Consider the following 25,989-nt stretch of genomic DNA (forward strand, 5'->3'; position numbering starts at 1 on the left):
TTGTCGTGCAGATACACTCAACCGTGGTAGATATTCCACACCGTGTAGGCGTTGTCGCCGCCACCACCGTCACGAGTGGTGCGGAAGGTGTTGTCTGTGCCGTGGTGTCATATTTGTTGGACCCGGAGAACGGGTTGTCCCAGTGCAGCCGGACGGTCCGCCGTTGCGGAAACCTCCTCGCAGTTGGACGTCTGGAAGGTCACATGACCCTCGGTGCCGGTCATGAAGCCGTTGCTCTCCGACTGGAAGTCGGCGTCGCCGTGTGTTTGCCGAGCTGGTAGGGGGGCTCCTGGCCCTGCGACCAGATGCGTGGTCCAGGCCGAAGTCGGTGCGCGTCAGCGTGCACCCGGTCCCGTTGTGCAGACGGACGTGGTGCTGCGGGCCGCCTGGGCGCCGGCCTCGGGCCGGTGCCTGGTGGCGATCGCGCCGAACCCGATGGCGGTCACCGCGGCCAGTGCCGCGAAGCGTGCGGAGGTACGCATGGCTGTTTCCTCGTTTCGGTCGTCCGTGGGCGGCGCGGACCGTGTCTCGCGCCGCGACGAACGTTCCAGCACGCCGTTCACCACCGATAAACGTCCCCTTCCGGCGGAACTGTCCCCGGTGCCGGAGCGGTACCTGGTGCCACCGTTACGGGATGGTCCAAGCTGGCCCGCATGGACTGGTTGCCACTGCTCTCCACCCTGTCCGGGCCGCGATCGGCATCGTCGCCACTCTCGTCGCCGATCGGAATCGCTGGAAGCACGAGGACGTCAAAGAAGCTCTTCGGCTGCGGCTCGACATCTACACGCAGTACACCACCACCGTGAAGGTCCTCGGCGAGACCCTGCGGGCCCTGGGCGAGCGGGAGCACCCTTCCGACGACGAGCGGGCGCTTGCGCTGCGCGAAGCGTTTCGGGATTCGGGCATAGCCGTGGCATCGGAACGGATGTGGCTCATCGCGCCCCAACCCGTGGTCAAGGCCTCCAACAGCGTGTTCCACTGCCTGCGACGCATATGCGACGGCTACATCGACGGTACTGCTGTGAGCAGTCCGGAGGATCGCGCCCGCTGGGAGGAACGCGGCAGAGCAGCCGCCAAAATGCGCAAGCTCATGCGTGAGGACCTCGGCGTCGGCCCACTCACCGAACGGCACAGCCCTCTACTCAACGACTGAACAACCCTGCCGCGAAGTGATCGCGTGCGGAGAGACGTGAGGCGGTCGGGTTCGGTATTCACCGGGTCAACCCGGTAGTGGCCGGTACCGAGTTCGACCAGGACGAGTGGTCAGAGGGTCTTGATCGTGCCGCCGTCGATGATGTAGTCGGCACCGGTGATGTTGCCGGCCAGGTCGGAGAGAAGGAACGTGATCAAGGCGGCAACCTCCTGTGGTTCGGTGATGCGTCCGGTGGTGATGTTGAAAGCCTCCGGTATCTGCTGGAGGAATGCGCTGTGTTCGGCCCCGGCCCCGGTTGCCACCTTGCCGCCGAAGCCGTCGGGGTCCTCCCAGATGGTTGTGCGAACGACCCCGGGGGAGACGGTATTGACGCGCACTCCCCGAGGGCCGAATTCCTCGGCCAGGGACTTCCCGAGTGCGGCGAGGGCCGCCTTGGCCGCGCTGTAGGCGACCGGACCGGCGGCGGGCAGCCGGGAGTTGATGGACGAGACGTTGACGATTGCTCCGCGGCGCTCGATCAGGCTGGGCAGTGCCGCGCGGGTGGCGCGGACCGCGCTGAGCAGGTTGAGGTCGAAGATGCGGGTCCATCGGGTGTCGTCGGTGTCGAGGAAGCCGGCGGGCTCCACGTCGTCCCCGGCTCCGACGTTGTTCACCAGCAGATCGATGCCGCCGAGTTCCGCAAGGGCGCTGTCCATGAGGGCGGCGACGCCGTCGGCGGTGCTCAGGTCCGCCGGCACCGTGAGCGCTCCGGTTTCCTTCAACTCGGGCGTGATGGTGCGGGCGGCTCCCATGACGTGGACGCCCTCGGCGATCAGCGACCGGGACGGTGGCCAGCCCGATGCCTCGGCTGGCGCCGGTGACGGCCCCGGATTCGGCCGGTCGTCGCGGCCCGGGTTCAGAGGGAGTCCGAGCACTGCGTCCGATCACCCGGTCGTGCCGGTCCGGCCCTTCGGCCACGCGCGCCATGAGCCGCATGCCCACGGACGGTGTTCAGCAGAAGACTCCCCAGCGCGGCGGGGTCGCGCCCGGGCGTGATTTCCCCCGCCCGCTGACCCTCCTCGACCAGCGCCCGGAAGGCGCCCTCGGTGCGGTCGCAAACATGCGGCGGACGAGTTCGGTGGCCGTCGCGTCGCCCCCCCGCGAGTTCCGCCGCCGTGTTCACCGCCATGCCAGCCGCGGCGATCCGGGTCGGCGAGGTCCATCTCGGCGAGGAAGCCCAGCGCCTTGCGGAGGCGCGCCTTGACCGGACCGGACTCCTCGAGCATCTCCACGAGAGCGAGGGCCTGGCTGTCGCGATAGCGGCGGAGTGCTTGCTCGAAGAGAGAGTGCTTGCTGCCAAAGGTGTTGTAGAGCTGCCTTTGCCGATGCCGAGCGCGTCCACCAGGTCCTGGGGGGTGGGTGGCGTACCCCTTCCGCCAGAACACCTCCATGGCCTGGTCGACGGCGATCTCCGGGTCGAACTGCTTGGGCCTTGCCATGACCGGAACACTGGCATCTTTCTTGACCTGTAGGTCCAGAACCGGGCTTCGCCAACTGCCGCGCCGCAGCCGCACCCTTGGCGCCGAACGGCGCGGAATCGGCTGACGTCGAGTGCTCGGGCTGCTTCCGCGGGACAGCGCGGGCGCGAAACGACGGGGCGATCCCCCTGCGCAAGGAACTGGTCGAGAAAATCGCACGGGAAGGCCGGTGCCCGGACTGCCCGGGCGGCCGCGCCGAGAGCAGCGCCATGGCTTCCTCCGCCGCGGGGCCGATGGGGGAGGGGGGATGTTGCGGCTGCCGGCGCTTCGGTGGTGTCCGCTGGAGTGGTGTAGCCGTGATCCACTTCTCGCGACTTGCTGCTACCACATCGCGCCACTACACCGCTCTGGGGGATCCGCACACCGGACCGGCGGTCGACGGCAGTCACCCCCAGCCCTGGCAGCCGGCCGACCCTGTTTATGCTCACGCCCATGGCACTCGAATGGGAACAGATCATCGTCGACTCCTCCGACCCCATCGCCCTCGGCGCTGGTGGGCCGAGGCTCTCGGCTGGGTAGTGGTCGACGAATCCGAGGAGATCATCGAGATCCGGCCCGAGCCGGACCGGATGCCGGGGCTGCTCTTCGTGCCTGTCCCCGAGGGCAAGACGTCGAAGAACCGGCTCCACCCCGACTTCCGCCCCGACGACCAGGAGGCCGAGGTCGCCCGGCTGCTCGCCCTCGGTGCCCGGCGCGCCGGCACCGTGCAGGACGCGCAGCACTGGGTGACCCTCCTCGACCCGGAGGCAACGAATTCTGTGTCCTGGGTGAGGCGGAAGAGCTGAGCGGACGGTGCCGCGCTGAGTGGTGCAGCGGCGATCTCGCATAGCCCCTGGTCATGGGGCGGCCATCGCGCAACTCTGCGAGCAGTGACGCTCGTTGAGAAGCGACGCGATGCTTGTCCCAGCATGACCTACTCCGGCCGATGGAGTCACTGCGTACGGCGGACGGAATCGAGTTGGTCCGGGTTCCGGCCCGGCGGATCCTGCAGGAACCCATCGAGGCCGAGGCCACCGCCCACATCGGCGCCGAGCCCGGTGAACACGCCGAGACCCGCACGACCTGGCGCAACGGGCACCGCGAGAAGGCGCTCACGACGCAGGCCGGGGACCTGGACCTGGCGATCCCCAAGGTCCGCACCGTCAGCTTCCTCCCGAGCCTGCTGGAACGCCGGCGCCGCATCGGCCAGGCCCTCTACGCCGTGATCATGGAGGCATACGTGCACGGCGCGTCCACCCGCAGCGTGGACGACCTGGTCGAAGCACTGGGCGGCGACACCGGAATCTCCAGGTCCGAGGTCTCCCGCATCTGCCAGGACCTCGACGCGGAGCTGACCGTCTTCCGCACCCGGCCCCTGGACCACACCCGCTTCCCCTGCATCTACCTGGACGCGACCTACTGCAAGGCCCGCGTCCAGCACCAGCTCGTGTCCCAGGCCCTCGTGATAGCCACCGGCATCACCGAGGACGGCGGCCGCGAAGCCCTCGGACTCATGGTCGACGACAGCGAGACCGAGGTGTTCTGGCCCCAGTTCCCGCGCTCGCTGCGCGGAGCGGGTCCTGACCGAGTCCGCCCGGTCATCGCCGACCACCACAGCGGCCTGGTCAAAGCCGTCCGCAAGGTCATGCTCGGCGCCGGCTATCAGCGATGCCGCGTTCCTTTCCTGCGCAACACGTTCGCGGTGATCCCCAAGGACTCCGGCGAGCTGGCCGCCGCGACGATCCGCACCATCTTCGCCCAGCCCACCGCCGAGCTGGTCCGTGCCCGGCCGGGATACCGTCGCCGACACGCTCGCCCGGCAGTTCCCAAGGTCAGAGGCATGCTCCTGGAAGCCAAGGAGGACCTGACCGCCTTCGCGGACTTCCCGGAAGGCACTGGAAGAAGATCCAGTCGACCAACCGCTGGAACGACTCAACCGCGAGATCAAACGCCGCACCGACGGCGTCCAGTTCTTCCCCAACCCCGACGCCCTCGAACGGCTCACCACCGCCGTCCTCGTCGAGATGCACGACGAATGGACCGCCTTCCCCCCGCCGGAGGGCCGATGACGCGCATCCGCGCAGGCCATCGGCCCTCCCAACTGCCCTAGAAGAAGCCCAGCTTCTTCGCCGAGTACGACACCAGCAGATTCTTCGTCTGCTGATAGTGGTCCAAGCATCATCTTGTGCCCCTCCCTCCCGATGCCCGACTGCTTGTAGCCGCCGAAGGCGGCGTGGGCCGGGTACTGGTGGTAGCAGTTGGTCCAGACGCGGCCCGCCTGGATGGCGCGGCCGGCGCGGTAGGCGGTGGTGCCGTTGCGGGTCCAGACGCCGGCGCCCAGGCCGTAGAGGGTGTCGTTGGCGAGGGTGACGGCCTCGTCGAGGTCGGTGAAGGAGGTGACGGCGGCGACCGGCCGAAGATCTCCTCCTGGAAGACGCGCATGCGGTTGGTGCCCTCGAAGATGGTGGGCTCGACGTAGTAGCCGCCCTGAGTTCGCCGCCGGGTCGGCGCGGTGGCCGCCGGTGAGGATGCGGGCGCCTTCCTTGCGGCCGATGTCGAGGTAGGAGAGGACCTTCTCCAGCTGGTCGTTTGAGGCCTGGGCGCGATCATCGTGGCGGTGTCGAGGGCGGTGGCCAGGGGACGATCGCCTCGGTGCGGTCGACGGCGGCGGGCGAGGAAGTCGGCGTAGTGGCCGCGCTGGATCACGGGCGCGGGAGGGACAGGTGCAGACCTCGCCTGGTTCGAGGCGAACATGGTGAAGCCTTCGAGGGCCTTGTCGAGGAAGTCGTCGTCGTCGGCCGAGACGTCGTCGAAGAAGATGTTGGGGCTCTTGCCGCCGAGTTCGAGGGTGACCGGGCGCAGGTTCTCGGAGGCGTACTGCATGATCAGGCGGCCGGTCGTGGTCTCGCCGGTGAAGGCGATCTTCGCGACGCGGGGGGAGGAGGCGAGAGGCTTGCCGGCTTCGACGCCGAAGCCGTTGACGACGTTGACCACGCCCGGCGGGATCAGGTCGGCGACCAGATCCAGCCAGATGTGGATCGACGCCGGGGTCTGCTCGGCGGGTTTGAGGACGACCGCGTTGCCCGCCGCGAGCGCCGGGGCGAGCTTCCAGGCGGCCATGAGGAGCGGGAAGTTCCAGGGGATGATCTGGGCGACGACGCCCAGCGGTTCGTGGAAGTGGTAGGCGATGGTGTCCTCGTCGATCTCGGAGAGGCTGCCCTCCTGGGCGCGTAACGCACCGGCGAAGTAGCGGAAGTGGTCGATGGCCAGGGGGATGTCGGCGGCCAGGGCCTCGCGTATCGGTTTGCCGTTCTCCCAGGACTCGGCGACGGCGAGGGCTTCGAGGTGTTCCTCCATGCGGTCGGCGATGCGGAGGAGGACGGCGGACCGGTCCGCGGGGGAGGTGCGGGCCCAGCCGGGGGCCGCGGCATGGGCGGCGTCCAGGGCGCGTTCGACGTCCTCGGCCGTGCCGCGGGGCGACCTCGGTGAAGGATTCGCCGTTCACCGGGGTCGGGTTGTCGAAGTAGCGGCCGCGCGCCGGGGGTACGTACTCGCCCCCGATCCAGTGGTCGTAGCGCGGGCGGTACGAGACGACGGCATCGGGGGAGCCGGGGGACGCATAGCGGGTCATGGGCGTGCCTCCTCGCACACGGCCACCCGCTCCGTCGCGGGCGGCGACGGCTGGACGCTACCCAGGGACCGCTTGCCGTAGGCCCCGTGAGTGTGGTGTTACACATCAGTACACGTCATCAGACGCGTCATCAGTACACGTCAGTACTCGCCGAACGCACGGAAGCGGGGGACCCATGAACAGAAGGTGCTCGTCGACATCGCCGAGCGGACCATCGCCGCCTATCTGACCACCTTCATCGGCCTGTTGCTGGCCGACGGCTTCGACCTGACGAGCGTGTCCGCTCTCAAGGCCGCCGCCATCGCCGCGCTGCCCGCCGCCCTCTCCGTGATCAAGGGCGCCCTCGGCCGGTACATCGGGGACAAGGACAGCGCGGCGTGGATCCCGCGGCGCAAGGCCCGGAAGTCGCCTCAGAGGTCCAGGGCGTAACGGGCCGTCGCCTCGCGGACCGTCTCCGGCTTCACCTCCCCGCGGCGGGCCAGCGCCGCCAGCGCGGCCACCGTCACCGACCGCGGATCGACGCCGAAGTGCCGGCGGGCCGCCTCGCGGGTGTCGGAGAGGCCGAAGCCGTCCGTGCCCAGCGACGTCCAGTCCTGCTCGACCCAGGGGGCGATCTGGTCCGGCACCGCGCGCATCCAGTCGCTGACCGCCACGACCGGGCCGGGCGCGCCGTGCAGGGCGCGCGTCACGTAGGGGACGCGGTCCTCGCCGCGCAGCCGGGCCGCGTCGCAGGCCAGCGCGTCACGGCGCAGCTCCGTCCAGGACGGCGCGGACCAGACGTCGGCGGCCACGCCCCAGTCGTCGGCCAGCAGCCGCTGGGCGTCCAGGGCCCAGTGGACGGCCGTGCCGGAGGAGAGGAGTTGGAGGCGCGGGGCGTCGGACGGCAGGCCGGCGGCGGCCTCGCGGTAGCGGTAGAGGCCCTTGAGGATGCCCTCCTCCACGCCGGGCGGCATGGCGGGCTGGACCTTGGGCTCGTTGTAGACGGTCAGGTAGTAGAAGACGTCCTCGGCCTCCGGGCCGTACATCCGCCGCAGGCCCTCGCGGACGATCACCGCGACCTCGTACGCGAACGCCGGGTCGTAGCCGATCGCCGCCGGGTTGGTGGAGGCGATCAGGTGGGAGTGGCCGTCGGCGTGCTGGAGGCCCTCGCCGGTCATGGTGGTGCGCCCGGCGGTCGCGCCGATGACGAAGCCGCGTCCCAACTGGTCGGCGAGCGCCCAGAACTGGTCGGCCGTGCGCTGCCAGCCGAACATCGAGTAGAAGATGTAGAACGGGATCATCGGCTCGCCGTGGGTCGCGTACGACGTCGCGGCGGCGGTGAAGGAGGCCAGTGAACCCGCCTCCGTGATCCCCTCGTTGAGGATCTGACCGTCCTTCGCCTCCTTGTAGTAGAGGAGTTGGTCGCGGTCGACCGGGTCGTAGGTCTGCCCGGCGGGGGAGTAGAGGCCGGCGGTGGGAAGAGGGACTCCATGCCGAAGGTGCGGGCCTCGTCGGGGACGACGGGGACCCAGCGCCGGCCGGTCTCCTTGTCCCGCAGCAGGTCCTTGACCAGCCGGACGAACGCCATGGTGGTGGCGATCTCCTGGGTGCCGGAGCCCTTGTGGAGCGCCTCGAAGGGCTTCGCGGACGGCGGCGGGAGGGGCCTGGGGACGACCTTGCGGGCGGGGGCCGGGCCGCCGAGGGCCGCGCGGCGCTCGCGCAGGTAGCGGACCTCGGGGGAGTCCTCGCCGGGGTGCGCGTACGGCACGAGGTCGTCGTCGAGCGCGCGGTCGGGGATCGGCAGCTCCAGCAGGTCCCGCATCACGCGGAACTCCTTGCCGGTGAGCTTCTTCATCTGGTGGTTGGCGTTGCGGGACTCGAAGCCGGGGCCCAGGGTGTGCCCCTTGACGGTCTGCACCAGGACGACGGTCGGCGCGCCCCGGTGCTCGACGGCGGCCCGGTAGGCGGCGTGCACCTTGCGGGGCTCGTGGCCGGCGCGCGAGGTGCGGAACAGCTCCAGCAGCTCGGCGTCGCCGAGACCGGCGCCGAGGGCGCGCAGGGCGGGGGTCCGCGCCGAAGAAGTGGTCGCGGACGTAGCCGGCGTCGCGGGTGGCGTACGTCTGGAACTGGGCGTCGGGCACCTCGCGCAGCCGGCGCACCAGCGCGCCGTCGGTGTCGCGGGCGAGGACCGGGTCCCAGGCCGAGCCCCAGAGGGACTTCACCACGTGCCAGCCCGCGGCGCGGAACTGGGCCTCCAACTCCTGCACGATCTTGAAGTTGGGGCGGACGGGGCCGTCGAGGCGCTGGAGGTTGCAGTTGACGACGAAGGTGAGATTGTCCAGGCGTTCGCGGGCGGCGAGCGCGAGGGCGGCGGTCGACTCCGGCTCGTCCATCTCGCCGTCGCCGAGGAAGGCCCACACCCGGGAGCGCGAGGTGTCCTTGATGCCGCGGTGCTCCAGGTAGCGGTTGAAGCGCGCCTGGTAGATCGCGGAGAGCGGACCCAGGCCCATGGAGACGGTGGGGAACTCCCACAGCCAGGGCAGCCGTCGCGGGTGCGGGTAGGAGGGCAGGCCGTCGCCGCCGGCCTCCTGGCGGAAGCGGTCCAGCCGGGCCTCGTCGATCCGGCCCTCCAGGAAGGCGCGGGCGTAGACGCCGGGGGAGGCGTGGCCCTGGACGTAGAGCTGGTCGCCGCTGCCGTCGGCCTCCTTGCCGCGGAAGAAGTGCTGGAAGCCGGTCTCGTAGAGCCAGGCGGCCGAGGCGAAGGTGGCGATGTGGCCGCCGAGGCCGGCGCGCCGGTTGCCGCGGGTGACCATGGCGGCGGCGTTCCAGCGGTTCCAGGCGGTGATGCGGCGGTCCAGCTCCTCGTCGCCCGGGTAGGCGGGCTCCTCGGCGGTCGGGACGGTGTTGACGTAGGGGGTCTCCAGGAGCGGCGGGAGGTCCGCCCCGAGGTGCCCGGCGCGGTCGGCCATCCGTCGCAGCAGGTGGGCGGCGCGGTGCGGGCCGCCGGTCCGGGCGGCGGAGTCCAGGGACTCCAGCCACTCGGCGGTCTCCGCCGGGTCCTGGTCGGGCAGCTGGTCGAGTTGGGACACCGTTATCCCCTTTCGCGTTGCCCGGTGCGGGTGGCCGGGCCGTCCTGATGTTCCGTCTCGCGGAACAAAACTTCCGTCCCTACGACGCTAGGAGGCGGGGAGTGGTCGGGTCAATGGTTACTGGCGAGTAGCGATCGATGATCGATCATTTCTGGCCGGGCGGGAGAGCTCGCCGGGTGCGACCGGGTGCGGCGCGAAACGGAACGCGCGGCTTCACACGGGGTGTGCTCCGCGCACCCGCGGCCGCGCCCCGCACACGCTTCCGTCCGCCCCGCGCCCCCGGAAGACTGAGCATCGCGAGTCCCATTGGCGCGACGGGACCGGGTCCCCGGTCTTCCCCCCGAGCCGGCGGCCCGCCGCTTCACGCCGCCGGGCGGACGGCGTGAAGCGGAGCCGCGCCCCCCGCGCGCACGTGGTACGGACGGGGCCGTACGGGCGATGACCCGCACCCCGCCGTTGCGTCCCGCGGAGCGGGTGCAACGATGTGCACGTCATGAGTGCAGGACAGCAGGCGGGGCAGGTACCGCGGACGATGCGAGCCGCCGTGTTCGCGGCCGTCTGCGTGCTGCTCGCCGCCCTGGGCCACGCGCTCATGTCCGGGACGGACGTCCCCTGGTGGGCCGTGGCCGCCGCGCTGTCCGGAACGGGCGGCTGCGCGTGGTTCCTCGCGGGCCGTGAACGCGGGCCGCTGCTGGTGACACTGGCCACCGTGGGCGCGCAGACGGGCCTGCACTTCTTCTTCACCCTGGCGCAGAACGTGTCCCTCGCGGGGGCCGCCTCCACGGCGTCGGCGCCCGGACCGGCCCTCCGCTCCGCGTGGGTGTGCGGGTCGTCGCCCGTGGCGGACGCCGGCATGTCCGGCCACTCCGGCATGCCGGGCATGTCCGGGTCGGAGAGCATGCCGATGGACATGCCGATGGACATGATGGGCATGCACGGCACCCACGGCGCCGTCGGCATGTGGTCCGCGCACCTCCTCGCCGCGCTCGTCCTGGGCATCTGGCTGTCGGGCGGCGAACAGGCCGTCTTCCGCGTCGGCCGGGCCGCGTGCGCCCGGCTCGTCGCCCCGCTGCTCGTCCTGCTCGGCGGGCCGCTGCCCACCCCCGGGCCGCCGCGCGTCCGCGCCGGCCTGGCCCGCGCCGCGCACCGGCTGCGGCAGCTGCTGTACGCGCACGTCCTGGTCACACGGGGTCCACCGGCCGTACGCGCCGTCTGCTGCTGAGCCCGCCGCACCCGACCGGTCCGTCCGCCGGACCGGGAGCCCGGCGTACCCGGCACGACGGCGACCGGACAGGCTCACGACGTCACCGGGTGCCCCGCCGCCATGCGCGGTCGCGCGCCCGGATTCCAGGAAGGACCCCGGGCAATGACCCCTGCCCGCACTCCTCGCGTGCCGCGACGGCACGTCCCCCCGACGGCGAACAGGCCGGCGGACCCGACGGCGAGCCGGCCGGCCGGCTCAGCCGAGGTCGAGCACCGCGGCCAGCGCCTTCAGCCGGCGGGCCCGCTCGCCCCACCGGCCGCACTCGGGACAGCCCCGCAGATGCGTCTCCACCGCCGCGGCGCGGACGCCCGGCGGCGGCTCCTCGCCGTCGATGCGGGCGGACACGGCGCTCCGTACGTCACTGCAATGCACCCCGCCATCGTCCCCGGGGCCGGTGCGCCCGGGTGCACCGGCCCCCGTGCGGGAGGCCGTCGTGCGTGACGACGAGACCGTGACCGCCTGGGCGCTGGCCGCGCGCGGCGGGGACGCCGATGCCGTCGAGCGCTTCATCCGCGCCACCCAGAGCGACGTCCGGCGGTACGTGGCCCGGCTGAGCGGCGACCCGCAGGGCGCCGACGACCTCCTCCAGGAGACGTATCTGCGCGCCCTGCGGTCCCTGCCGCGCTTCGAGGGGCGCTCATCGGCCCGCACCTGGCTGCTGTCCATCGCCCGCCGTACGGTCGTGGACCGGCTGCGGTTCCTCGCGGCCCGGCCGCGGCTGTCGGACACGGACGACTGGCAGTCGGCCGCCGAGCGGACCCAACGTGCCGAGCTCCCGGGCTTCGACGAGGGCGTGGCCCTGTCGCAGCTGCTGGACCGGCTGCCCTGCGAGCGCCGCGAGGCGTTCGTGCTCACGCAGCTGCTGGGCCTGCCCTACGCGGAGGCCGCGCTGGTGGCGGGCTGCCCGGTCGGCACGGTGCGCTCGCGCGTGGCGCGCGCCCGTGAGTCGCTGATCGGCCAGTTGGAGACGGCCGAGCGGGAGGCCCTGGCACGGGTGCCGGCGCTCGCCGGCTGAGCTCGCGCCGGCGGTCGCGCCGACGGCGAAGGGGCCGCGGGGGAGGATCCCCCGCGGCCCCTTGCGCATGATCACTTGCGGGGCAGCGCCGCGCTGCCCGCCGGGACCCGCCACCGCTTCCGTCCTGATGGTGCCGCTCTCGCGGAACTTCAGGACGAGCGGGAGGCGCTCGCCGGCCCGCAGCCGCGGCGGGGCGGAGATCATGATGTCGGTGTCGTGCGGCGACATCTCCACCGTGCCGTTGGCGGGCACGTCCACCGAGGAGATCATCGACATCTTGCCCGCGCCCTGCTTGGTCACCGTCCGGCTCAGCATGGCGCGGCCCGCCGTCGGGGCCTCGACGGAGAGCAGGGCGTCGGCGCCGTCGCCGTCGTTGCGGATCCGCACGAACGCGGCCGTGTCGTCGGTGCCGAACGGGACGAGGACGCGCGCGTCCTCGACCGACACCTCGGCCGGGCGCCCCGCGGCGCCCGAGGCGGTCCAGGCGCCGAGCCCGCCGAGGGTCACGGCGCAGGCTACGGCGGGCACGAGCGCCGCCTTGGCGGAGCGGAGCAGGGAATCCTTCATCGCGGAGTCCTTCATCGCGCGGCCTTTCCGGGAACGGGAGCGGTGCCTCGGCGGCCGGATCCGGCGCGGGCGGGGGTGCGCCGGGCCGGCGCCGGCTGCCAGCCGCGCAGGCGCAGGCTGTTGCCCACGACGAGGACGGAGCTGGCGGACATCGCGGCCGCCGCGACCATCGGGCTGAGCAGCCCGACGGCGGCCAGCGGCACGGTGACCATGTTGTAGCCGAAGGCCCAGGCCAGGTTGGAGCGTACGGTCACCGAGGTGCGCCGGGCCAGGCGCACCGCGTCGGCCAGGGCGCCCATGTCCTCGCGCACCAGCGTCACGTCGGCCGCGCCGATGGCCGCGTCGGTGCCGCTGCCCATGGCGATGCCGAGGTCGGCGCCGGCCAGCGCGGCGGTGTCGTTGACCCCGTCGCCGATGACCGCGACCCGGTGGCCCTTGGCCCGCAGCTCGCGGACGAGCTCGGCCTTGCCCTCGGGGGTCATCCGGGCGTGCACCTCGTCGATGCCCAGCTCCGCGGCGACGGACCGGGCCGCGGCCTCGCTGTCGCCGGTGGCGAGCACGGGCCGCAGCCCGAGCCGCTTGAGGTGGTCGCAGGCGCGGTAGCTGCCGGACCGCACGGTGTCGCCCAGGGCGATCACGGCCTCCGCCGCGTCGTCCACCCGGACGAGGACGGCGGTGCGGCCGTGCCGGTCGGCCTCCTCGGCGGCCTCGGCGAGGGGGCCCGCAGCCAGGTCCGCGCCGTCCGCGCGCACCACCTCGACCAGGTGCCCGTCCACCCGCGCCCGGACGCCGACTCCGGCCGTGGCGGTGAACTCCTCGGCACGCGGCAGCGGTTCCGCGCCCGCCTCCGCCGCGCCGTGCGCGTGGACCGCGCGGCCCACCGGGTGCTCCGAGCCGGCCTCCGCGGCCGCCGCCAGGCGCAGGGCCGCCCCGGCCCCGACGCCCCCGGTGCGTGCCGTGACCGTCGTGACCGTCATCGAACCGGTGGTCAGCGTGCCCGTCTTGTCGAGGACCACGGTGTCCACCCGGCGCAGTCCCTCCAGGGCCTGCGGGCCGCTGACCAGGATGCCCAGGCCCGCGCCCCGGCCCGTCGCCGCCAGCAGGGCGGTCGGGGTGGCCAGGCCCAGGGCGCAGGGGCAGGCCACGACCAGCACCGCGACCGCCGCGGTGATCGCGGCCTGGGGGGAGCCGCCGGCGCCCAGCCAGAAGCCCAGCACGGTGACGGCCACGGCCAGGACCGCGGGGACGAAGACGCCCGCGATCGCGTCGGCGACCCGCTGCACGCGGGCCTTGCCCGTCTGCGCGTCCTCCACCAGCTTGGCGATGCGCGCCAGTTGGGTGTCCGCGCCGACCGCGCCGGCCCGGACCTCCAGCAGGCCGCCGGAGTTGACCGCGCCGCCGACCACGGCCGTGCCCGGACCCGCCTCGACGGGTGCGCTCTCGCCCGTGACCAGGGACAGGTCCAGTGCCGAACTGCCGGAAACGACCGTGCCGTCGGTGGCGACCCGCTCGCCGGGGCGGACGACGAACCGGTCGCCGACCCGCAGTTCGGCGATGGGGATCCGGCGCTCGGAGCCGTCCTCCGCCCGCACCACGACGTCCTTGGCGGCGAGCGAGGCGAGCGCCCGCAGCGCGGAGCCCGTCCCGTGCCGCGCCCGGGACTCCAGCAGCCGCCCGGTCAGGACGAACAGCGGTACGGCGACGACCGCTTCGAGGTAGACGTCCGCGGTGCCGGGGCATGCCCGAGGGCCAGAGGCTGAACGGCATGCGCATGTCCGGGTCGCCGGCGCCGCCGAAGAACAGGGCGTACACCGACCAGGCGTAGGAGGCCAGGACGCCGAGGGAGACGAGGGTGTCCATCGTCGCCGTCGCGTGCCGCAGCCCGCGCAGGGCCCGGGAGTGGAACGTCCAGGAGCTCCAGGCCGCGACGGGCGTGGCGAGGGCGAAGCACAGCCACTGCCAGTTGCGGAACTGGAGGGCGGGGACCATGGACAGCACCAGCACCGGCACCGACAGCAGGGCGGTGATCAGCACGCGGTTCAGCGGCGAGGGCTCGTCCGTGGTGCCGCCGGCGGACCCGTCGTCCTCGGCCTCGGGGGGCTCGGGCAGGGCCGCCGTGTAGCCGGCGCCCTCCACCACCTTCATGAGCTCCTCGGCGGAGACGGCCGACGGGTGGCTGATTCTCGCGCGCGTCCGGTGGCCAGGTTGACGCTCGCGGTCACCCCCTCCAGCCGTCCGAGCTCTTTTCTCGACGCGCGCCAGCATATCACAGCGTGAGTAGGAATCTCATCTCAATCACCACACGAGTGGATGCGGTTACAAGAGAGGTAGCGAGGTCACATCACAGTTGGATGATATATGTGGGGCGTGCCGTCGAGGAAAAAAAATGCGATGCGAGAAGCTGAGCAATGGGGGATAGTAGGGGGGAGAGGGGTGGGACAAGCCGTACGTGTGATGCCGTCGAGCCGGGAGGGATGGCCACCGTGACTGCGCGTGGAAGAAATCAGCAACCGTCGCCCGTCTCCGGCACGAGGAGCTCATGAAGGTGGTGGTAGGGCGCGGCTACACGGTGCGGTCGCCTGCCTGAAAGTCCCCCCGAGGCCGGCGACTCACGTGGGTCCGCCGGGCCGGCACCACTGCGAGCCCCGGTCGTGCCGCTGTGACCACGGTGCTGACTGATGCACCGCGCGCTGTCTGTCGGTGTCCGTGGTCTAGTGGGAGTCGGGGTGCTGTCCGTCGGGTCCCCGCCCGGTCCAGTTCCGTGCAGACTGGGCAGTGGGCCGTGTGCTTGCGCCCTCGCTCACGCCCGTTCGCGGCCTTGGCGCTCCTGGGACCGTTCCAGCGCTCGCCGGGCCCGTGCGCTGGCCTCGGCGGCCAGCCGCGACGGCGACGATGGTATCCCCTCGTCCGTCCTATGGCGGCAGTCCTAGGCCCTCCTAAGCTAAGGTCGGTGACGCCTGTTCTTCGGCGCGCCGCGAACACCCGGGATACATGCGCATGCGCGTTCAGGGGAGACCTCTGGCCACTTCGGGCATGTGGGGCCCGGTGGTGGGGGGGGGGGGGGGGGGCGAAATGGTTGGCACCGGCGGGGAGGGGGTTGGGTGGCCATTGAGTCCATTCTAGGCCGTCGTGAAGGGCGGGTAGTTCGGTGGCGGGTGCGCGTACGCTGTTCGTGCCTGAACCGGGGGGAAGGCGCTGGAGTCCCGGCGCGGCACGATAACGGCTCCGCGCTGCGGCCTCGCTCGCTCGGCCGCCAAGGACGTCGTGTGCGGGCGGAGGACGTCTCCGAGCGCCGGATCCCCATCGGAACCAGAACTGATCGAGGTCTGCTGTACACGGTTCGTCTTCCTCGACTTCTATCGTTTCTCCCCTACCTTCACTTTCTTTATTCCTCATTTCTGCATTTTACCTTTCCTCTTTTCACTTTCTATATCTCACCCCTTCCTATTCTTTTCCCCTTTTTCACTTCCTTTGTCTTCTTCATGCTTTTCACCCTGCCTTCTTTCCTTTTGCTTTTATTCCTTTCCGGCTTCGTTGCAACGTTCTAGTCGTGACCCCTACTGCAGTGCATATCAGGTCTGTGCAATCAAATTCTGGTTATAGGTTGACTGCCAGACGGGCACGGCACCCGCGTGACAAGCGGTCGCCGACGCTATCGCTGCGGTCTCGCCCCGCGGTCCCTAGGCCGTGGCCAGTCACCGGTGCTGGCTTCCCCCTGCTGGGCGCCGGGCGCTCAACCCCAGCCGCGATCACCGCGGCGGTCGCCGGTGCTAGGTCATGGCCTGCCCCTGCTCCCTGGTCCTGGCCCCACCCCCGACCTCCCTGCTGGCTGCTACTGTCCGGAGCGCGGGCCTGGTCATCCTGTTCAGCGGCCCGCCAGGCCCTGGAGGACTCGAGCCGGGTGGCACACCGTGTGGTCCTCGACAAGCGGCATCGCTGGACCACCTCGTTTCCATGACGGTCACGACTGCTCACGTCCGCGCACCGGGGGCGTCGGGCCGTGGCGGCCTAACCGCCCCCATGCCACCCTCTGTGCGCGGGCCCAGGGAGGCCGGCCTCGGCCCGTGGGGAAACCCGAGCCCGGTACACGACGCACGTCGCGCGGAGTAGGCCAGCGGACAAGAACCCTGCTGCCCCGTGCCGAGAAGCTTCACCGACACGGCCGGAGTCGGCGCCCCCGGCGCAAGGTGGACGGCACCTGGTCGAGGTGTGCGGCGTCGACGGACGGCGCAGGACCTGGCTGCGGCGCCCCCTCGCGAGGCCGCCGAGAGGCCGACCAGCACGCCCGCACGCAGATCCTCGTCCGGTGGACGACCCGGCGAAGGACCGTGATCGCCCCTGGGCGACACACCCGCTGCTGCTCCGGCAGCTACCGAACGCCTGCAGACAACAACCTCAAGCCGGACGTCGGGCCTAGAGGCGGGCACGTAGCCAATCGCTCCACCGGCGCAGCGAGGCCGCGCCCGGGTCGTCGCCGCGGAGCTGGGCATCGGCGAGGTGGCACGCCCGGATGCCCCCGAGGGGCAAAGGCGCCGAGCTCGTCCGCGGCTGCGGCGGCGCAAGGGCCACCGGGTCGCGGTCATCGGCGACGGGGTCAACGCACACCGCCGCGCTGGCCGGCGCCGGACCTCGGCATCGGCCATGGGCAGCGGCACCGACGCGGCCATCGGCGCGGCGACGTGCACGGCTGGTGCGCGGGACCATGTGGCGCCTGGCCGACGCGGTGCGCCTGGCCGGCGCACCTCGGTGACCGTTACGCTCCAACCTGGCCTGGGCCTTCGGCTACAAACCATGGTCACAGTGCTCTGTGTGCTGGCCGCCCGTCCGGCTGCTCAGCCCGATGGTCGCGGCGGCGCCGCGATGTCCGCCAGCTCCGTCCTCGTCGCTGGCAACAGCCTGCGCCTGCGGCGCTGGCAGCCGGCGACCGCGGCCCGGCGCACCCCCGCCCGCGCCGGATTCCGGGCCGCCCGAGGCACCGCTCCCCGTCTCCCGACAAAGGACGCGGATGAAGGAACTCCGCGATGAATGATGTCCCTGCTCCGCTCCGCCAAAGGCGGCGCTCGTGCCACGCCGTAGCCTGCGCCGTGACCCCTCGGCGGGCTCGGCGCCTGGACCGCCTCGGGCGCCGCGGGGCGCTCCCGGCCGTGAGTGTCGGTCGAGGACGTCGCGCGTCTCGTACCGTTCGGCACCGACGACACGGCCGCGTTCGTGCGGATCCGCAACGACGGCGACGGCGCCGACGCCCTGCATCTCGTCGAGGCCCGACGGCAGCGCGCGCCATGCTGTGCCGCGACGGTGACCACAGACAGGGGGCGCGGGCAAGATTGTCGTATGATCTCCTCGGTGGACGTGCCCGCCAACGGCACGGTAGGGAGATGTCTGCCGCACGACACCGACATCATGATCTCCGCCCCGCCGCGGCTGCGGGCGGCGAGCGCCTTCCGCTCCCCGTCCTGGAGTTCCGAAGGGCGGAGGGAACAGAGTCGAGTCGGCGGGTGTTGTACACTGGGTCGAATGCGTGGTGAGGCGTGGGAACGATAGGACACAGCGGGTATATGTGCAATGCGTGGCGGCGGCATATACTAGGCAGGACGCGAATGCGCCTGCCCGCAGTGCTCATGCGCAGTGAGCTGCCGCGGGAGTCTCCTACCACCGCGGCTTCGCGGTGCGCGCGGATAAAGGAAGGGTCGCAGGGAAGGAGAGAAGAGAAAGCAGGAGAGGAGCGAGCCGGCGCGACTGCTCAAGGCCGGCGTAGCGCGGCACCCGTGCCAGGGCCTCCCGCTCAGTGCCGTCTCCACTGGCCAGATCGCGCGACTCACGCGCGCGCGCGCCACGCGCGAGCGCACCGTGCCGACGGGCAGCCCGCACCAGCGCGGCTCCGCGTAGGCAGGCCCGAGCAGCTGCGTGAGCACGAACGCTCTCGCGGCGCTCGCACAGGGCAGCCGGTCCAGCAGCTGCGACAGGGTCACGCCCTCTCCTCAAGCCCGGGAGCTCGGCACGTCTTTGGGTGCCCGCGCTCGGCGGCCGACTGCCAGTCGTCCGCTGTCGACAGCCGCGAGCCGCGGCCGCGAGGAACCGCAGGCGGTCCACGACCGTAACGCGGGGCGATGGCCGCAGCCAGTGCGGGGCGATGAGCGCCGCCCGAGCGCGGCAGGGACCGCAGGGCGCGCAGATACGTCTCCTGGAGGTGTGGTCCGGTCATCGCGCCCATGCGGGTCGTGCCGCTCAGCCGGCCACGTAACACCGCCGGACGTCCCTCCTGGTCGTGGCGCGGATGAGCGTGCTCGACGGGAGCACTCGGCGTCCCGCGCCGCGTCGCGGGGCAGCGCCCAGGCCGTCACGGCTCTCGTCGTACACGTCCGTACGGCCATCCGCACGCCGGATGCACCGGGCGCACCGGCCCGGGACGTCGTGGCGGGGCGTGCATTGCAGTGACGTATCCGAGCGCGCGACTGTCCGTGCCCAGCGCTCTCGACCGGTGCGAGGGCGCGCCGCCGCCGGGCGTCCGCGCCGCGGCGGTGGAGACGCATCTGCGGGGCTAGTCGAGTGCGCCGGTACGATGGGTGCGAGCGGGGCCGCCGGCTGTAGCGCTGGCCGCGGTGCTCGACTCGCTGATGCAGCGGCGCGGCTCGCCTCGTCGTCACGCCGGCCTGGTCGCGGCGTCGGGGGGACGTGCCGTCGCGGCACGCGGGAGTGCGGGCAGGCTGGGGTCATCTGCGCCGGTCCTTCCTGGAATCCCGGGGCGCGCGATACCCAAGCAGCATGGCGGCGGGCACCCGGTGACTGTCGTGAGTCCTGTCCGGTCGCCGTCGTGCCGGGTACGCCGGGCTCCCGTCCGGCGGACGACCGGTCGGGTGCGGCGGGCTCAGCAGCAGACGGCGCGTACGGCGGTGGACCCCGTGTGACCAGGACGTGCGCGTACAGCAGCTGCCGCAGCCGGTGCGCGCGCGGGCCAGGCCGGCGCGGACGCGCGGCGGCCCGGGGGTGGCAGCGGCCCGCCGAGCAGACGAGCAGCGGGGCGACGAGCCGGGCGCAACGCGGCCCGGCCGACGCGGAAGACGGCCTGTTCGCGCCCGACAGCCAGATGCCCAGGACGGAGCGCGGCGAGGAGGTGCGCGGACCACATGCCGACGGCGCCGTGGGTGCCGTGCATGCCCATCATGTCCATCGGCATGTCCATCGGCATGCTCTCCGACCCGGACATGCCGGCCATGCCGGAGTGGCCGGACATGCCGGCGTCCGCCACGGGCGACGACCCGCACACCCACGCGGAGCGAGGGCGGTCCGTGGCGCCGACGCCGTGGAGGCGGCCCCCGCGAGGGACACGTTCTGCGCCAGGGTGAAGAAGAGTGCAGGCCCGTCTGCGCGCCCACGGTGGCCGTGTCCACCAGCAGCGGCCCGCGTTCACGGCCCGCGAGGAACCACGCGCAGCCGCCCGTTTCCGGACAGCGCGGCGGCCACGGCCCACCAGGGGACGTCCGTCCGGACATGAGCGCGTGGCCCAGGCGGCGAGCAGCACGCAGACGGCCGCGAACACGGCGGCTCGCATCGTCGCGGTACTGCCCCGCCTGCTGTCCTGCACTCATGACGTGCCACATCCGTTTGCACGCCGCTCCGCGGGACGCAACGGCGGGGGTGCGGGTCATCGCCCGTACGGCCCCGTCCGTTACACGTGCGCGCGGGGGGCGCGGCTCCGCTTCACGCCGTCGCCCGGCGGCGTGACGCGGCGGGGCCGCCGGCTCGGGGGAAGACCGGGGACCCGGTCGCCGTCGCGCCAATGGGACTCGCGATGCTCAGTCTTCCGGGGCGCGGGGCGGACGGAAGCGTGTGCGGGGCGCGCGCCGCGGCGTGCGCGGAGCCACACCCCCGTGTGAAGCGCGCCGCGTTCCGTTTCGCGCCGCACCCGGTCGCACCCGGCGAGCTCTCGCCGCCCGGCCAGAAATGATCGATCATCGATCGCTACTCGCCAGTAACCATTGACCCGACCACTCCCCGCCTCCTAGCGTCGTAGGGACGGAAGTTTGTTCCGCGAGACGGAACATCAGGACGGCCCGGCCACCCGCACCGGGCAACGCGAAAGGGGATAACGGTGTCCCAACTCGACCAGCTCGCCCCGACCAGGACCCGGCGGAGACCGCCGAGTGGCTGGAGTCCCTGGACCTCCGCCGCCGCGGACCGGCGGCCCGCACCGCGCCGCCCCACCTGCTGCGACGGATGGCCGACCGCGCCGGGCACCTCGGGGCGGCCTCCCGCGCTCCTGGAGACCCCCTGACGTCAACACCGTCCCGACCGCCGAGGAGCCCGCCTACCCGGGCGACGAGGAGCTGGTGACCGCCGCATCACCGCCTGGAAACCGCTGAACGCCGCCGCCATGGTCACCCCGCGGCAACCGGCGCGCCGGCCTCGGGCGGCCACATCGCCACCTTCGCCTCGGCCGGCCTGGCTCTACGAGACCGCTTCCAGCACTTCTTCCGCGGCAAGGAGGCCGACGGCAGCGTGCGACCAGCTCTACGTCCAGGGCCACGCCTCCCCCGGCTCTCTACGCCCGCGCCTTCCTGGAGGGCGGATCGACGAGGCCCGGCTGGACCGCTTCCGCCAGGAGGCCGGCGGCGACGGCCTGCCCTCCTACCCGCACCCGCGACGGCTGCCCTGGCTGTGGGAGTTCCCCACCGTCTCCATGGGCCTGGGTCCGCTCTCCGCGATCTACAGGCGCGCTTCAACCGCTACCTGGAGCACCGCGGCATCAAGGACACCTCGCGCTCCCGGGTGTGGGCCTTCCTCGGCGACGGCGAGATGGACGAGCGGAGTCGACCGCCGCCCTCGCGCTCGCCGCCCCGCGAACGCCTGGACAATCTCACCTTCGTCGTCAACTGCAACCTCCAGCGCCTCGACGGCCCCGTCCGCCCCAACTTCAAGATCGTGCAGGAGTTGGAGGCCCAGTTCCCGCGCGCGGGCTGGCACGTGGTGAAAGTCCCTCTGGGGCTCGGCTGGGACCCGGTCCTCGCCCGCGACAACCGACGGCGCGCTGGGTGCGCCGGCTGCGCGAGGTGCCCGACGCCCAGTTCCAGACGTACGCCACCCGCGACGCGCTACGTCCGCGACCACTTCTTCGGCGCGGAACCCCGCCCTGCGCGCCCTCGGCGCCGGTCTCGGCGACGCCGAGCTGCTGGAGCTGTCCGCACCTCGCGCGCCGGCCACGAGCCCCGCAAGGTGCACGCCCGCCTACCGGGCCGCCGTCGAGCACCGGGGCGCGCCGACCGTCGTCCTGGTGCAGACGTCAAGGGGCACACCCTGGCCCCGGCTTCGAGTCCCGCAACGCCAACCACCAGATGAAGAAGCTCACCGGCAAGGAGTTCCGCGTGATGCGGGACCTGCTGGAGCTGCCGATCCCCGGACCGCGCGCTCGACGACGACCTCGTGCCGTACGCGCACCCCGGCGAGGACTCCCCCCGAGGTCCGCTACCTGCGCGAGCGCCCGCGGGCGCCTCGGCCGGCCCGGCCACCCGCCCGCAAGGTCGTCCCAGGCCCTCCCGCCGCCGTCCGCGAAGCCCTTCGAGGCGCTCCACAAGGGCTCGGCACCCAGGACGATCGCCACCACCATGGCGTTCGTCCGGCTGTCAAGGACTCGCCTGCGGGACAAGGAGACCGGCCGGCGCTGGGTCCCGTCGTCCCGACGAGGCCCGCACCTTCGGCATGGAGTCCCTTTCCCCACCGCCGGCCTCTACTCCCCGCCGGGCAGACCTACGACCCGGTCGACCGCGACCAACTCCTCTACTCACAGGAGGCCGAAGGACGGTCAGATCCTCAACGAGGGATCAGGAGGCGGGTTCACTGGCCTCCTTCACCGCCGCCGCGACGTCGTACGCGACCCACGGCGAGCCGTGAGATCCCGTTCTACATCATTTACTCGATGTTCGGCTGGCGCGAAGCGCAGGCGACCAGTTCTGGGCGCTCGCCGACCAGTTGGGACGCGGCTTCGTCATCGTGCGCGACCGCGGGCGCACCACCCATGACCGGCGAGGGCCTCCAGCACGCCGACGGCCACTCCCACCTGATCGCTCCACCAACCGGCGGCGATCGCTACGACCCGGCGTTCGCGTACGAGGTCGCGGTGATCGTCCGCGAGGGCCTGCGGCGGATGTACGGCCCGGAGCCGAGGACGTCTTCTACTACCTGACCGTCTACAACGAGCCCAAGCGTCCAGCCCGCCATGCCGCCCGGCGTGAGGAGGGCATCTCAAGGGCCTCTACCGCTACCCTAGCGAGGCCGCCGCCGGCCTGCCGTCACGACGCCCCGCGCCTCCACTCTCCTCTCCCTCCGGCACGGCCGTCACTGGCCCTGGACGCCCAGCGGCTGCTGCCGACGACTGGGGCGTGGCCGCCGGACGTCTGGTCCGCGCCGTCCTGGACGGAGCTGCGCGTGACGCGCTGGCCTGCGACGCGGCCGCTGGCTGCGCGGCGAGGACGCGTCCCCTACGTGACGCGCGCCTGCACGGCGCGCCGGCCGGTCGTGGCGGTCAGCGACTGGATGCGCGCGGTGCGGACCAGATCGCCCTGGGTCGAGCAGAACTGGACGTCGCTGGGCACGGACGGCTTCGGCCTCTCCGACACCCGCGAGGCGGCCCGCCGGCACTCGCGTCGATCCGCGGTCGTGGACGTGGCCGCGCTAGGCGGCAGCTGGCCCGCCCAGTGCGGTGAGGGTGAAGCCGGAGACGTCGCGAGCTGCGACGGCCGTTACGGCCTGGAGACTCTGAGGCGACTTGTCGGCCTTGCGCCGTCGGGATCCGACGCCGCGCTGTCCTTGTCCCGATGTACCACGCCGACAGGGACGCCTTGATCACGAGAGGGCGGCGGGCAGCGCACGGCGATGGCGGCGGCCCTGAGGAGCGGACACGCTCGTCAGGTCGAAGCCGTCGGCTCAGCAACAGGCGTCTGATTGGAAGGTGGTCAGATAGGCGGCGACTGGTCCCTTTTTTGCTAGCGCGGCGATGTCGACGAGCACCTTCTTGTTTCATGGGTCCCCGACTGCCGTGCGTTCGGCGAGTACTGACGTGTACTGATGACGCCGTCCTGGATGACGTGTACTGAGGTGTACACCACACTCACGGGGCCTACGGCAAGCGGTCCTGGGTAGCGTCCAGCCGGCGCCGACACCGCGACGGAGCGGTGGCCGTATGTGCGAGGAGGCCCACGCCCATGACCCGCTATTCGTCGCCCTTCCCCGATGCGTCGTCTCGTCACCGCGCGCGCTACTACGACCACTGGATCAAAGGGGCGAGTACGTACCCCCGTCGCGCCGCCTAGCTACTTCGACAACCGACCCGCGTGAACGGCGAATCTTCACGAGTGTCGCCCTCGGCGACGGCCGAGGACGTCCGACACGCGCCCTGGACGCCGCCCATGCCGCGGGCGCGCGCGGCTGGCCCGCACCTCCCCCGCGGACGCGATTCCGCCGTCTCCTCTCCGCATCGCCGACCGCATGAGGAACACTCGAAGCCTCGCCGTCGCGAGTCCCCTGGGAGAACGGCAAACTCGATGCGCGTAGGCCTGAGCCGCGACATCCCCCTGGCGCATCGACCACTTCCGCTACTCGCGTGCGTACGCGCCCAGGAGGGCAGCCTCATCGAGATCGCACGAGGACAGCATATCGCCTACCACTATCCACGACCGCTGGGCGTCGTACGCCCAAGATCATACGGGACTTCGCGCTCCTCATGCTCGCCTGAAGCTCGCCCGGCCGCTGGTCGCGGTGCGGGCGCATAGACGCGGTCGTCCTCAAACCGCCGAGCAGACCCCGCGTCGATCACATCTGGCTGGGGGGGAAAATAAAAAAACTCTGGTCGCCGAACGCTGATCCCGCCGGGTTGGTCAACGTCGTCAACGGCTTCGCGTCGAAGCCTGCAAGAGCCTCTCTCCTCCGGATTATTCCTCCCTCCCCGCGTCGCGAAGATCGCCTTCACCGGCGAGACCACGACCGTGGCCGCCTGATCATGCATTTTACGCTCGTCCGAAACCTGCGCCCGGTCACCCTACGTGAACTCGGCGGCAAGAGCCCCAACATCTTCTTCGATTCGACACGACTGTCTCGGCGACGACGATCGACTTCCTCGCAGGGCCCTCTGAATCGTCACCATGTTTTCGCGAACCTGAACCAGGGCGAGGATCTTGCACCGTCCGTCCCGCGCCCTGATCCAGCTCGGCCACTACCCGACTTCCTCGCCGCCAGCCGTCACCGCACCGAGGCGAATCGTTCCCACGGCCACCCCTCTGACACCGGCCACTATTATCGGAGCCCAGGCCTCCAACCGACGCAGCTGGAGAAGGTCCTCTCCTACCTCGACATCGGGCCCGCAAGGAAGGCGCCCGCATCCTCCTACCGGCGGCCACCCCCAGCGCCGACCCCGGCGGCGAACTCAAGGGCGGCTTACTACTCACGTCGATCCCACCATCTCGAGGCACCAACCGCATGCCCGTCTTCCCTGAAGGAAGATCCTTCGGCCCGGTCGCCGCCGGCACTGCCTCCCACGACCGTCGACGATGCCCGTCACCCTCGCCACACCAACCCTCTTGAGACTACGGCCGGGCGCGCGGCGTCTGGACCCGCACGGCAACACCGCCTACCGCGCCGGCCGCGCCATCCAGGCGGGCCGCGTCTGGACCAACTGCTACCACCAGTAAACCCTCCCACGCCGCCTTCGCGGCTACAAGCAGTTCGGGCATCGGGAGGGTGAGGGGCGACAAGATGATGCTGGACCACTAATCCAGCGACGAAGAATCTGCTGGGTGTCGTACGCGGGCGAAGAAGCTGGGCTTCTTCTCTAGTGCAGTTGGGAGGGCGATGGCCTCGCGATGCGCGCATCGCGCCCTCCGGACGGGGGAAGGCGTCCCCTTCGTCCTGCATCTCGACAGGACGGCGTGGTGAGTCCGTGTTCGAGGGCGTCGGGTTTGGGAAAGAACTGACGCCGTCGGTGCGGCGATTGATCTCGCGGTTGAGGCGTTCACGGGTTGGTCGACTGGATCTTCTCAGTGCCTTCCGGGAAGTCCGCGCGAAGGCGTCAGGTCCCTCACTTTGCTTCCAGGAGCATGCCTCTGACTCTGGAAACTGCCGGGCGAGCGTGTCGGCGACGGTATCCGCGGCACGGAAAAAAAAAAAAAAAAAAAAAAAAAACCCCAAAAGCTTCGGCGTTGGTGCTGGGCGAAGATGGTGCGGATCGTCAGCGGCGGCTCGCTCGCCGATCCTTGGTGGATCACCGCGACCGTGTTGCCGAGAAGGGAACGCGGCATCGCTATAGCCGGCGCCGAGGCAATTCGGGACCTTGCCGGACGGCTTTGACCAGGCCGCTGTCGGTGGTCGGCGATGACCGGGCGGACTCCGGTCAGGACCCGCTTCGCGCAGCGAGCGCGGGAAACTGGGTCCAGAACACCTCGGTGTCCTCGCTGTCGTCCGACCATGAGTCCGAGGGCTTCGCGGCCGCTCGTCCCTCGGTGATGCCGGTGGCTATCACGAGGGCCTGGGACACGAGCTGGTGCTGGACGCCGGCCTTGCGTAGGTCGCGTTCCAGGTAGAATGCAGGGGAAGCGGGTGTGGTCCAGGGGCCGGGTGCGAAGACGTCATTTCCGCGTCGAGGTCCTGGCAGAATGCGGAGTACCCTCGGACCTGGAGATTCCGGTGTCGCCGCCCAGTGCTTCGACCAGTCGTCCACGCTGCGGGTGGACGCGCCGTTGCAGTATGCCTCACATGATCGACGGCGTAGAGGGCCTGGCCGATGTCGGCGCCGGGGCGGGGGGTTTCGCCA

At 71.5% G+C, this 25,989-nt stretch carries 15 protein-coding genes and 8 pseudogenes; 14 read left to right on the forward strand and 9 right to left on the reverse strand.

What is annotated here, in order from left to right; all coding sequences use genetic code 11:
* Window positions 1-335: 335 nt before the first annotated feature.
* Window positions 336-482, reverse strand: a complete 147-nt coding sequence (locus ABD794_RS12285; RefSeq protein WP_344963077.1) for a hypothetical protein — start codon at window positions 480-482, stop codon at window positions 336-338.
* 152 nt (window positions 483-634) lie between these two features.
* On the opposite strand from ABD794_RS12285, the gene ABD794_RS12290 reads away from it, so the two are divergent.
* Complete coding sequence (locus ABD794_RS12290; protein WP_344963079.1) at window positions 635-1,153, forward strand: hypothetical protein; 519 nt, start codon at window positions 635-637, stop codon at window positions 1,151-1,153.
* Window positions 1,154-1,263: 110 nt separating this feature from the next.
* On the opposite strand, the pseudogene ABD794_RS12295 reads toward ABD794_RS12290, so the two are convergent.
* Window positions 1,264-2,077 (reverse strand): annotated as a pseudogene (locus tag ABD794_RS12295) (SDR family oxidoreductase).
* Window positions 2,078-2,307: 230 nt separating this feature from the next.
* On the opposite strand from ABD794_RS12295, the gene ABD794_RS19335 reads away from it, so the two are divergent.
* The 3 genes and pseudogenes from ABD794_RS19335 (at window position 2,308) to ABD794_RS12310 (ending at window position 4,759) form a co-directional block, all read left to right on the forward strand.
* The gene (locus ABD794_RS19335) at window positions 2,308-2,664 is read left to right on the forward strand and encodes a hypothetical protein (protein WP_344963081.1); all 357 of its coding nucleotides are present in this window, start codon (window positions 2,308-2,310) and stop codon (window positions 2,662-2,664) included.
* A gap of 438 nt (window positions 2,665-3,102) precedes the next feature.
* Window positions 3,103-3,499: pseudogene (locus tag ABD794_RS12305) on the forward strand (VOC family protein).
* A gap of 96 nt (window positions 3,500-3,595) precedes the next feature.
* A complete protein-coding gene (locus tag ABD794_RS12310) occupies window positions 3,596-4,759 on the forward strand; it encodes an IS256 family transposase (protein ID WP_425586003.1) in 1,164 nt (387 codons plus the stop codon).
* A gap of 129 nt (window positions 4,760-4,888) precedes the next feature.
* On the opposite strand, the pseudogene ABD794_RS12315 reads toward ABD794_RS12310, so the two are convergent.
* Window positions 4,889-6,093 (reverse strand): annotated as a pseudogene (locus ABD794_RS12315) (aldehyde dehydrogenase family protein); the annotation flags it as partial.
* A 373-nt stretch (window positions 6,094-6,466) separates the two neighbouring features.
* On the opposite strand from ABD794_RS12315, the gene ABD794_RS12320 reads away from it, so the two are divergent.
* Window positions 6,467-6,709 (forward strand): holin, encoded by a 243-nt coding sequence (locus tag ABD794_RS12320; RefSeq protein ID WP_344963083.1) that lies wholly within the window; start codon window positions 6,467-6,469, stop codon window positions 6,707-6,709.
* On the opposite strand, the pseudogene aceE reads toward ABD794_RS12320, so the two are convergent.
* Window positions 6,691-9,348: pseudogene (gene aceE / locus ABD794_RS12325) on the reverse strand (pyruvate dehydrogenase (acetyl-transferring), homodimeric type). The gene ABD794_RS12320 and the pseudogene aceE overlap by 19 nt on opposite strands.
* A 532-nt stretch (window positions 9,349-9,880) precedes the next feature.
* On the opposite strand from aceE, the gene ABD794_RS12330 reads away from it, so the two are divergent.
* Window positions 9,881-10,570, forward strand: a complete 690-nt coding sequence (locus ABD794_RS12330; RefSeq protein ID WP_344963085.1) for a hypothetical protein — start codon at window positions 9,881-9,883, stop codon at window positions 10,568-10,570.
* Window positions 10,571-10,807: 237 nt separating this feature from the next.
* Here ABD794_RS12330 and ABD794_RS12335 read toward each other — a convergent pair whose 3' ends face one another.
* Window positions 10,808-10,957 (reverse strand): zf-HC2 domain-containing protein, encoded by a 150-nt coding sequence (locus ABD794_RS12335; protein ID WP_425586004.1) that lies wholly within the window; start codon window positions 10,955-10,957, stop codon window positions 10,808-10,810.
* A gap of 88 nt (window positions 10,958-11,045) precedes the next feature.
* Between ABD794_RS12335 and ABD794_RS12340 the strand changes: the two genes are divergently transcribed.
* Window positions 11,046-11,627 (forward strand): sigma-70 family RNA polymerase sigma factor, encoded by a 582-nt coding sequence (locus tag ABD794_RS12340; protein WP_344963089.1) that lies wholly within the window; start codon window positions 11,046-11,048, stop codon window positions 11,625-11,627.
* Window positions 11,628-11,753: 126 nt separating this feature from the next.
* Here the strand turns inward: ABD794_RS12340 and ABD794_RS18925 are convergent.
* A pseudogene (locus ABD794_RS18925) lies at window positions 11,754-12,209 on the reverse strand (copper chaperone PCu(A)C); the annotation flags it as partial.
* Window positions 12,206-14,479: pseudogene (locus ABD794_RS12345) on the reverse strand (heavy metal translocating P-type ATPase). The pseudogenes ABD794_RS18925 and ABD794_RS12345, both read right to left, overlap by 4 nt.
* 2,212 nt (window positions 14,480-16,691) lie before the next feature.
* Between ABD794_RS12345 and ABD794_RS12350 the strand changes: the two are divergent.
* A complete protein-coding gene (locus ABD794_RS12350; RefSeq protein ID WP_344963092.1) occupies window positions 16,692-17,219 on the forward strand; it encodes a hypothetical protein in 528 nt (175 codons plus the stop codon).
* A 1,840-nt stretch (window positions 17,220-19,059) separates the two neighbouring features.
* On the opposite strand, the gene ABD794_RS12355 is transcribed toward ABD794_RS12350, so the two are convergent.
* Window positions 19,060-19,440, reverse strand: coding sequence for a hypothetical protein (locus ABD794_RS12355; protein WP_344963094.1), 381 nt, complete (start codon window positions 19,438-19,440; stop codon window positions 19,060-19,062).
* A gap of 843 nt (window positions 19,441-20,283) precedes the next feature.
* Here ABD794_RS12355 and ABD794_RS12360 point away from each other — a divergent pair.
* The 6 genes and pseudogenes from ABD794_RS12360 (at window position 20,284) to ABD794_RS12380 (ending at window position 25,485) form a co-directional block, all read left to right on the forward strand.
* Entirely contained in the window at window positions 20,284-20,466 is a 183-nt protein-coding gene (locus ABD794_RS12360) for a hypothetical protein (RefSeq protein ID WP_344963096.1), read from the forward strand.
* 383 nt (window positions 20,467-20,849) lie between these two features.
* The gene (locus ABD794_RS12365; protein WP_344963098.1) at window positions 20,850-21,527 is read left to right on the forward strand and encodes a hypothetical protein; all 678 of its coding nucleotides are present in this window, start codon (window positions 20,850-20,852) and stop codon (window positions 21,525-21,527) included.
* Window positions 21,463-22,371, forward strand: coding sequence for a hypothetical protein (locus tag ABD794_RS12370; protein ID WP_344963100.1), 909 nt, complete (start codon window positions 21,463-21,465; stop codon window positions 22,369-22,371). The genes ABD794_RS12365 and ABD794_RS12370 overlap by 65 nt, the downstream gene beginning before the upstream one ends.
* A gap of 179 nt (window positions 22,372-22,550) precedes the next feature.
* Window positions 22,551-23,030, forward strand: coding sequence for a transketolase-like TK C-terminal-containing protein (locus ABD794_RS12375; protein ID WP_425586005.1), 480 nt, complete (start codon window positions 22,551-22,553; stop codon window positions 23,028-23,030).
* Window positions 23,031-24,767: 1,737 nt separating this feature from the next.
* A pseudogene (locus ABD794_RS18930) lies at window positions 24,768-24,950 on the forward strand (aldehyde dehydrogenase family protein); the annotation flags it as partial.
* A gap of 358 nt (window positions 24,951-25,308) precedes the next feature.
* Entirely contained in the window at window positions 25,309-25,485 is a 177-nt protein-coding gene (locus ABD794_RS12380; RefSeq protein WP_344963104.1) for a hypothetical protein, read from the forward strand.
* 84 nt (window positions 25,486-25,569) lie between these two features.
* On the opposite strand, the pseudogene ABD794_RS12385 reads toward ABD794_RS12380, so the two are convergent.
* Window positions 25,570-25,989: pseudogene (locus ABD794_RS12385) on the reverse strand (hypothetical protein); the annotation flags it as partial.

This window comes from Streptomyces thioluteus (assembly GCF_039535865.1).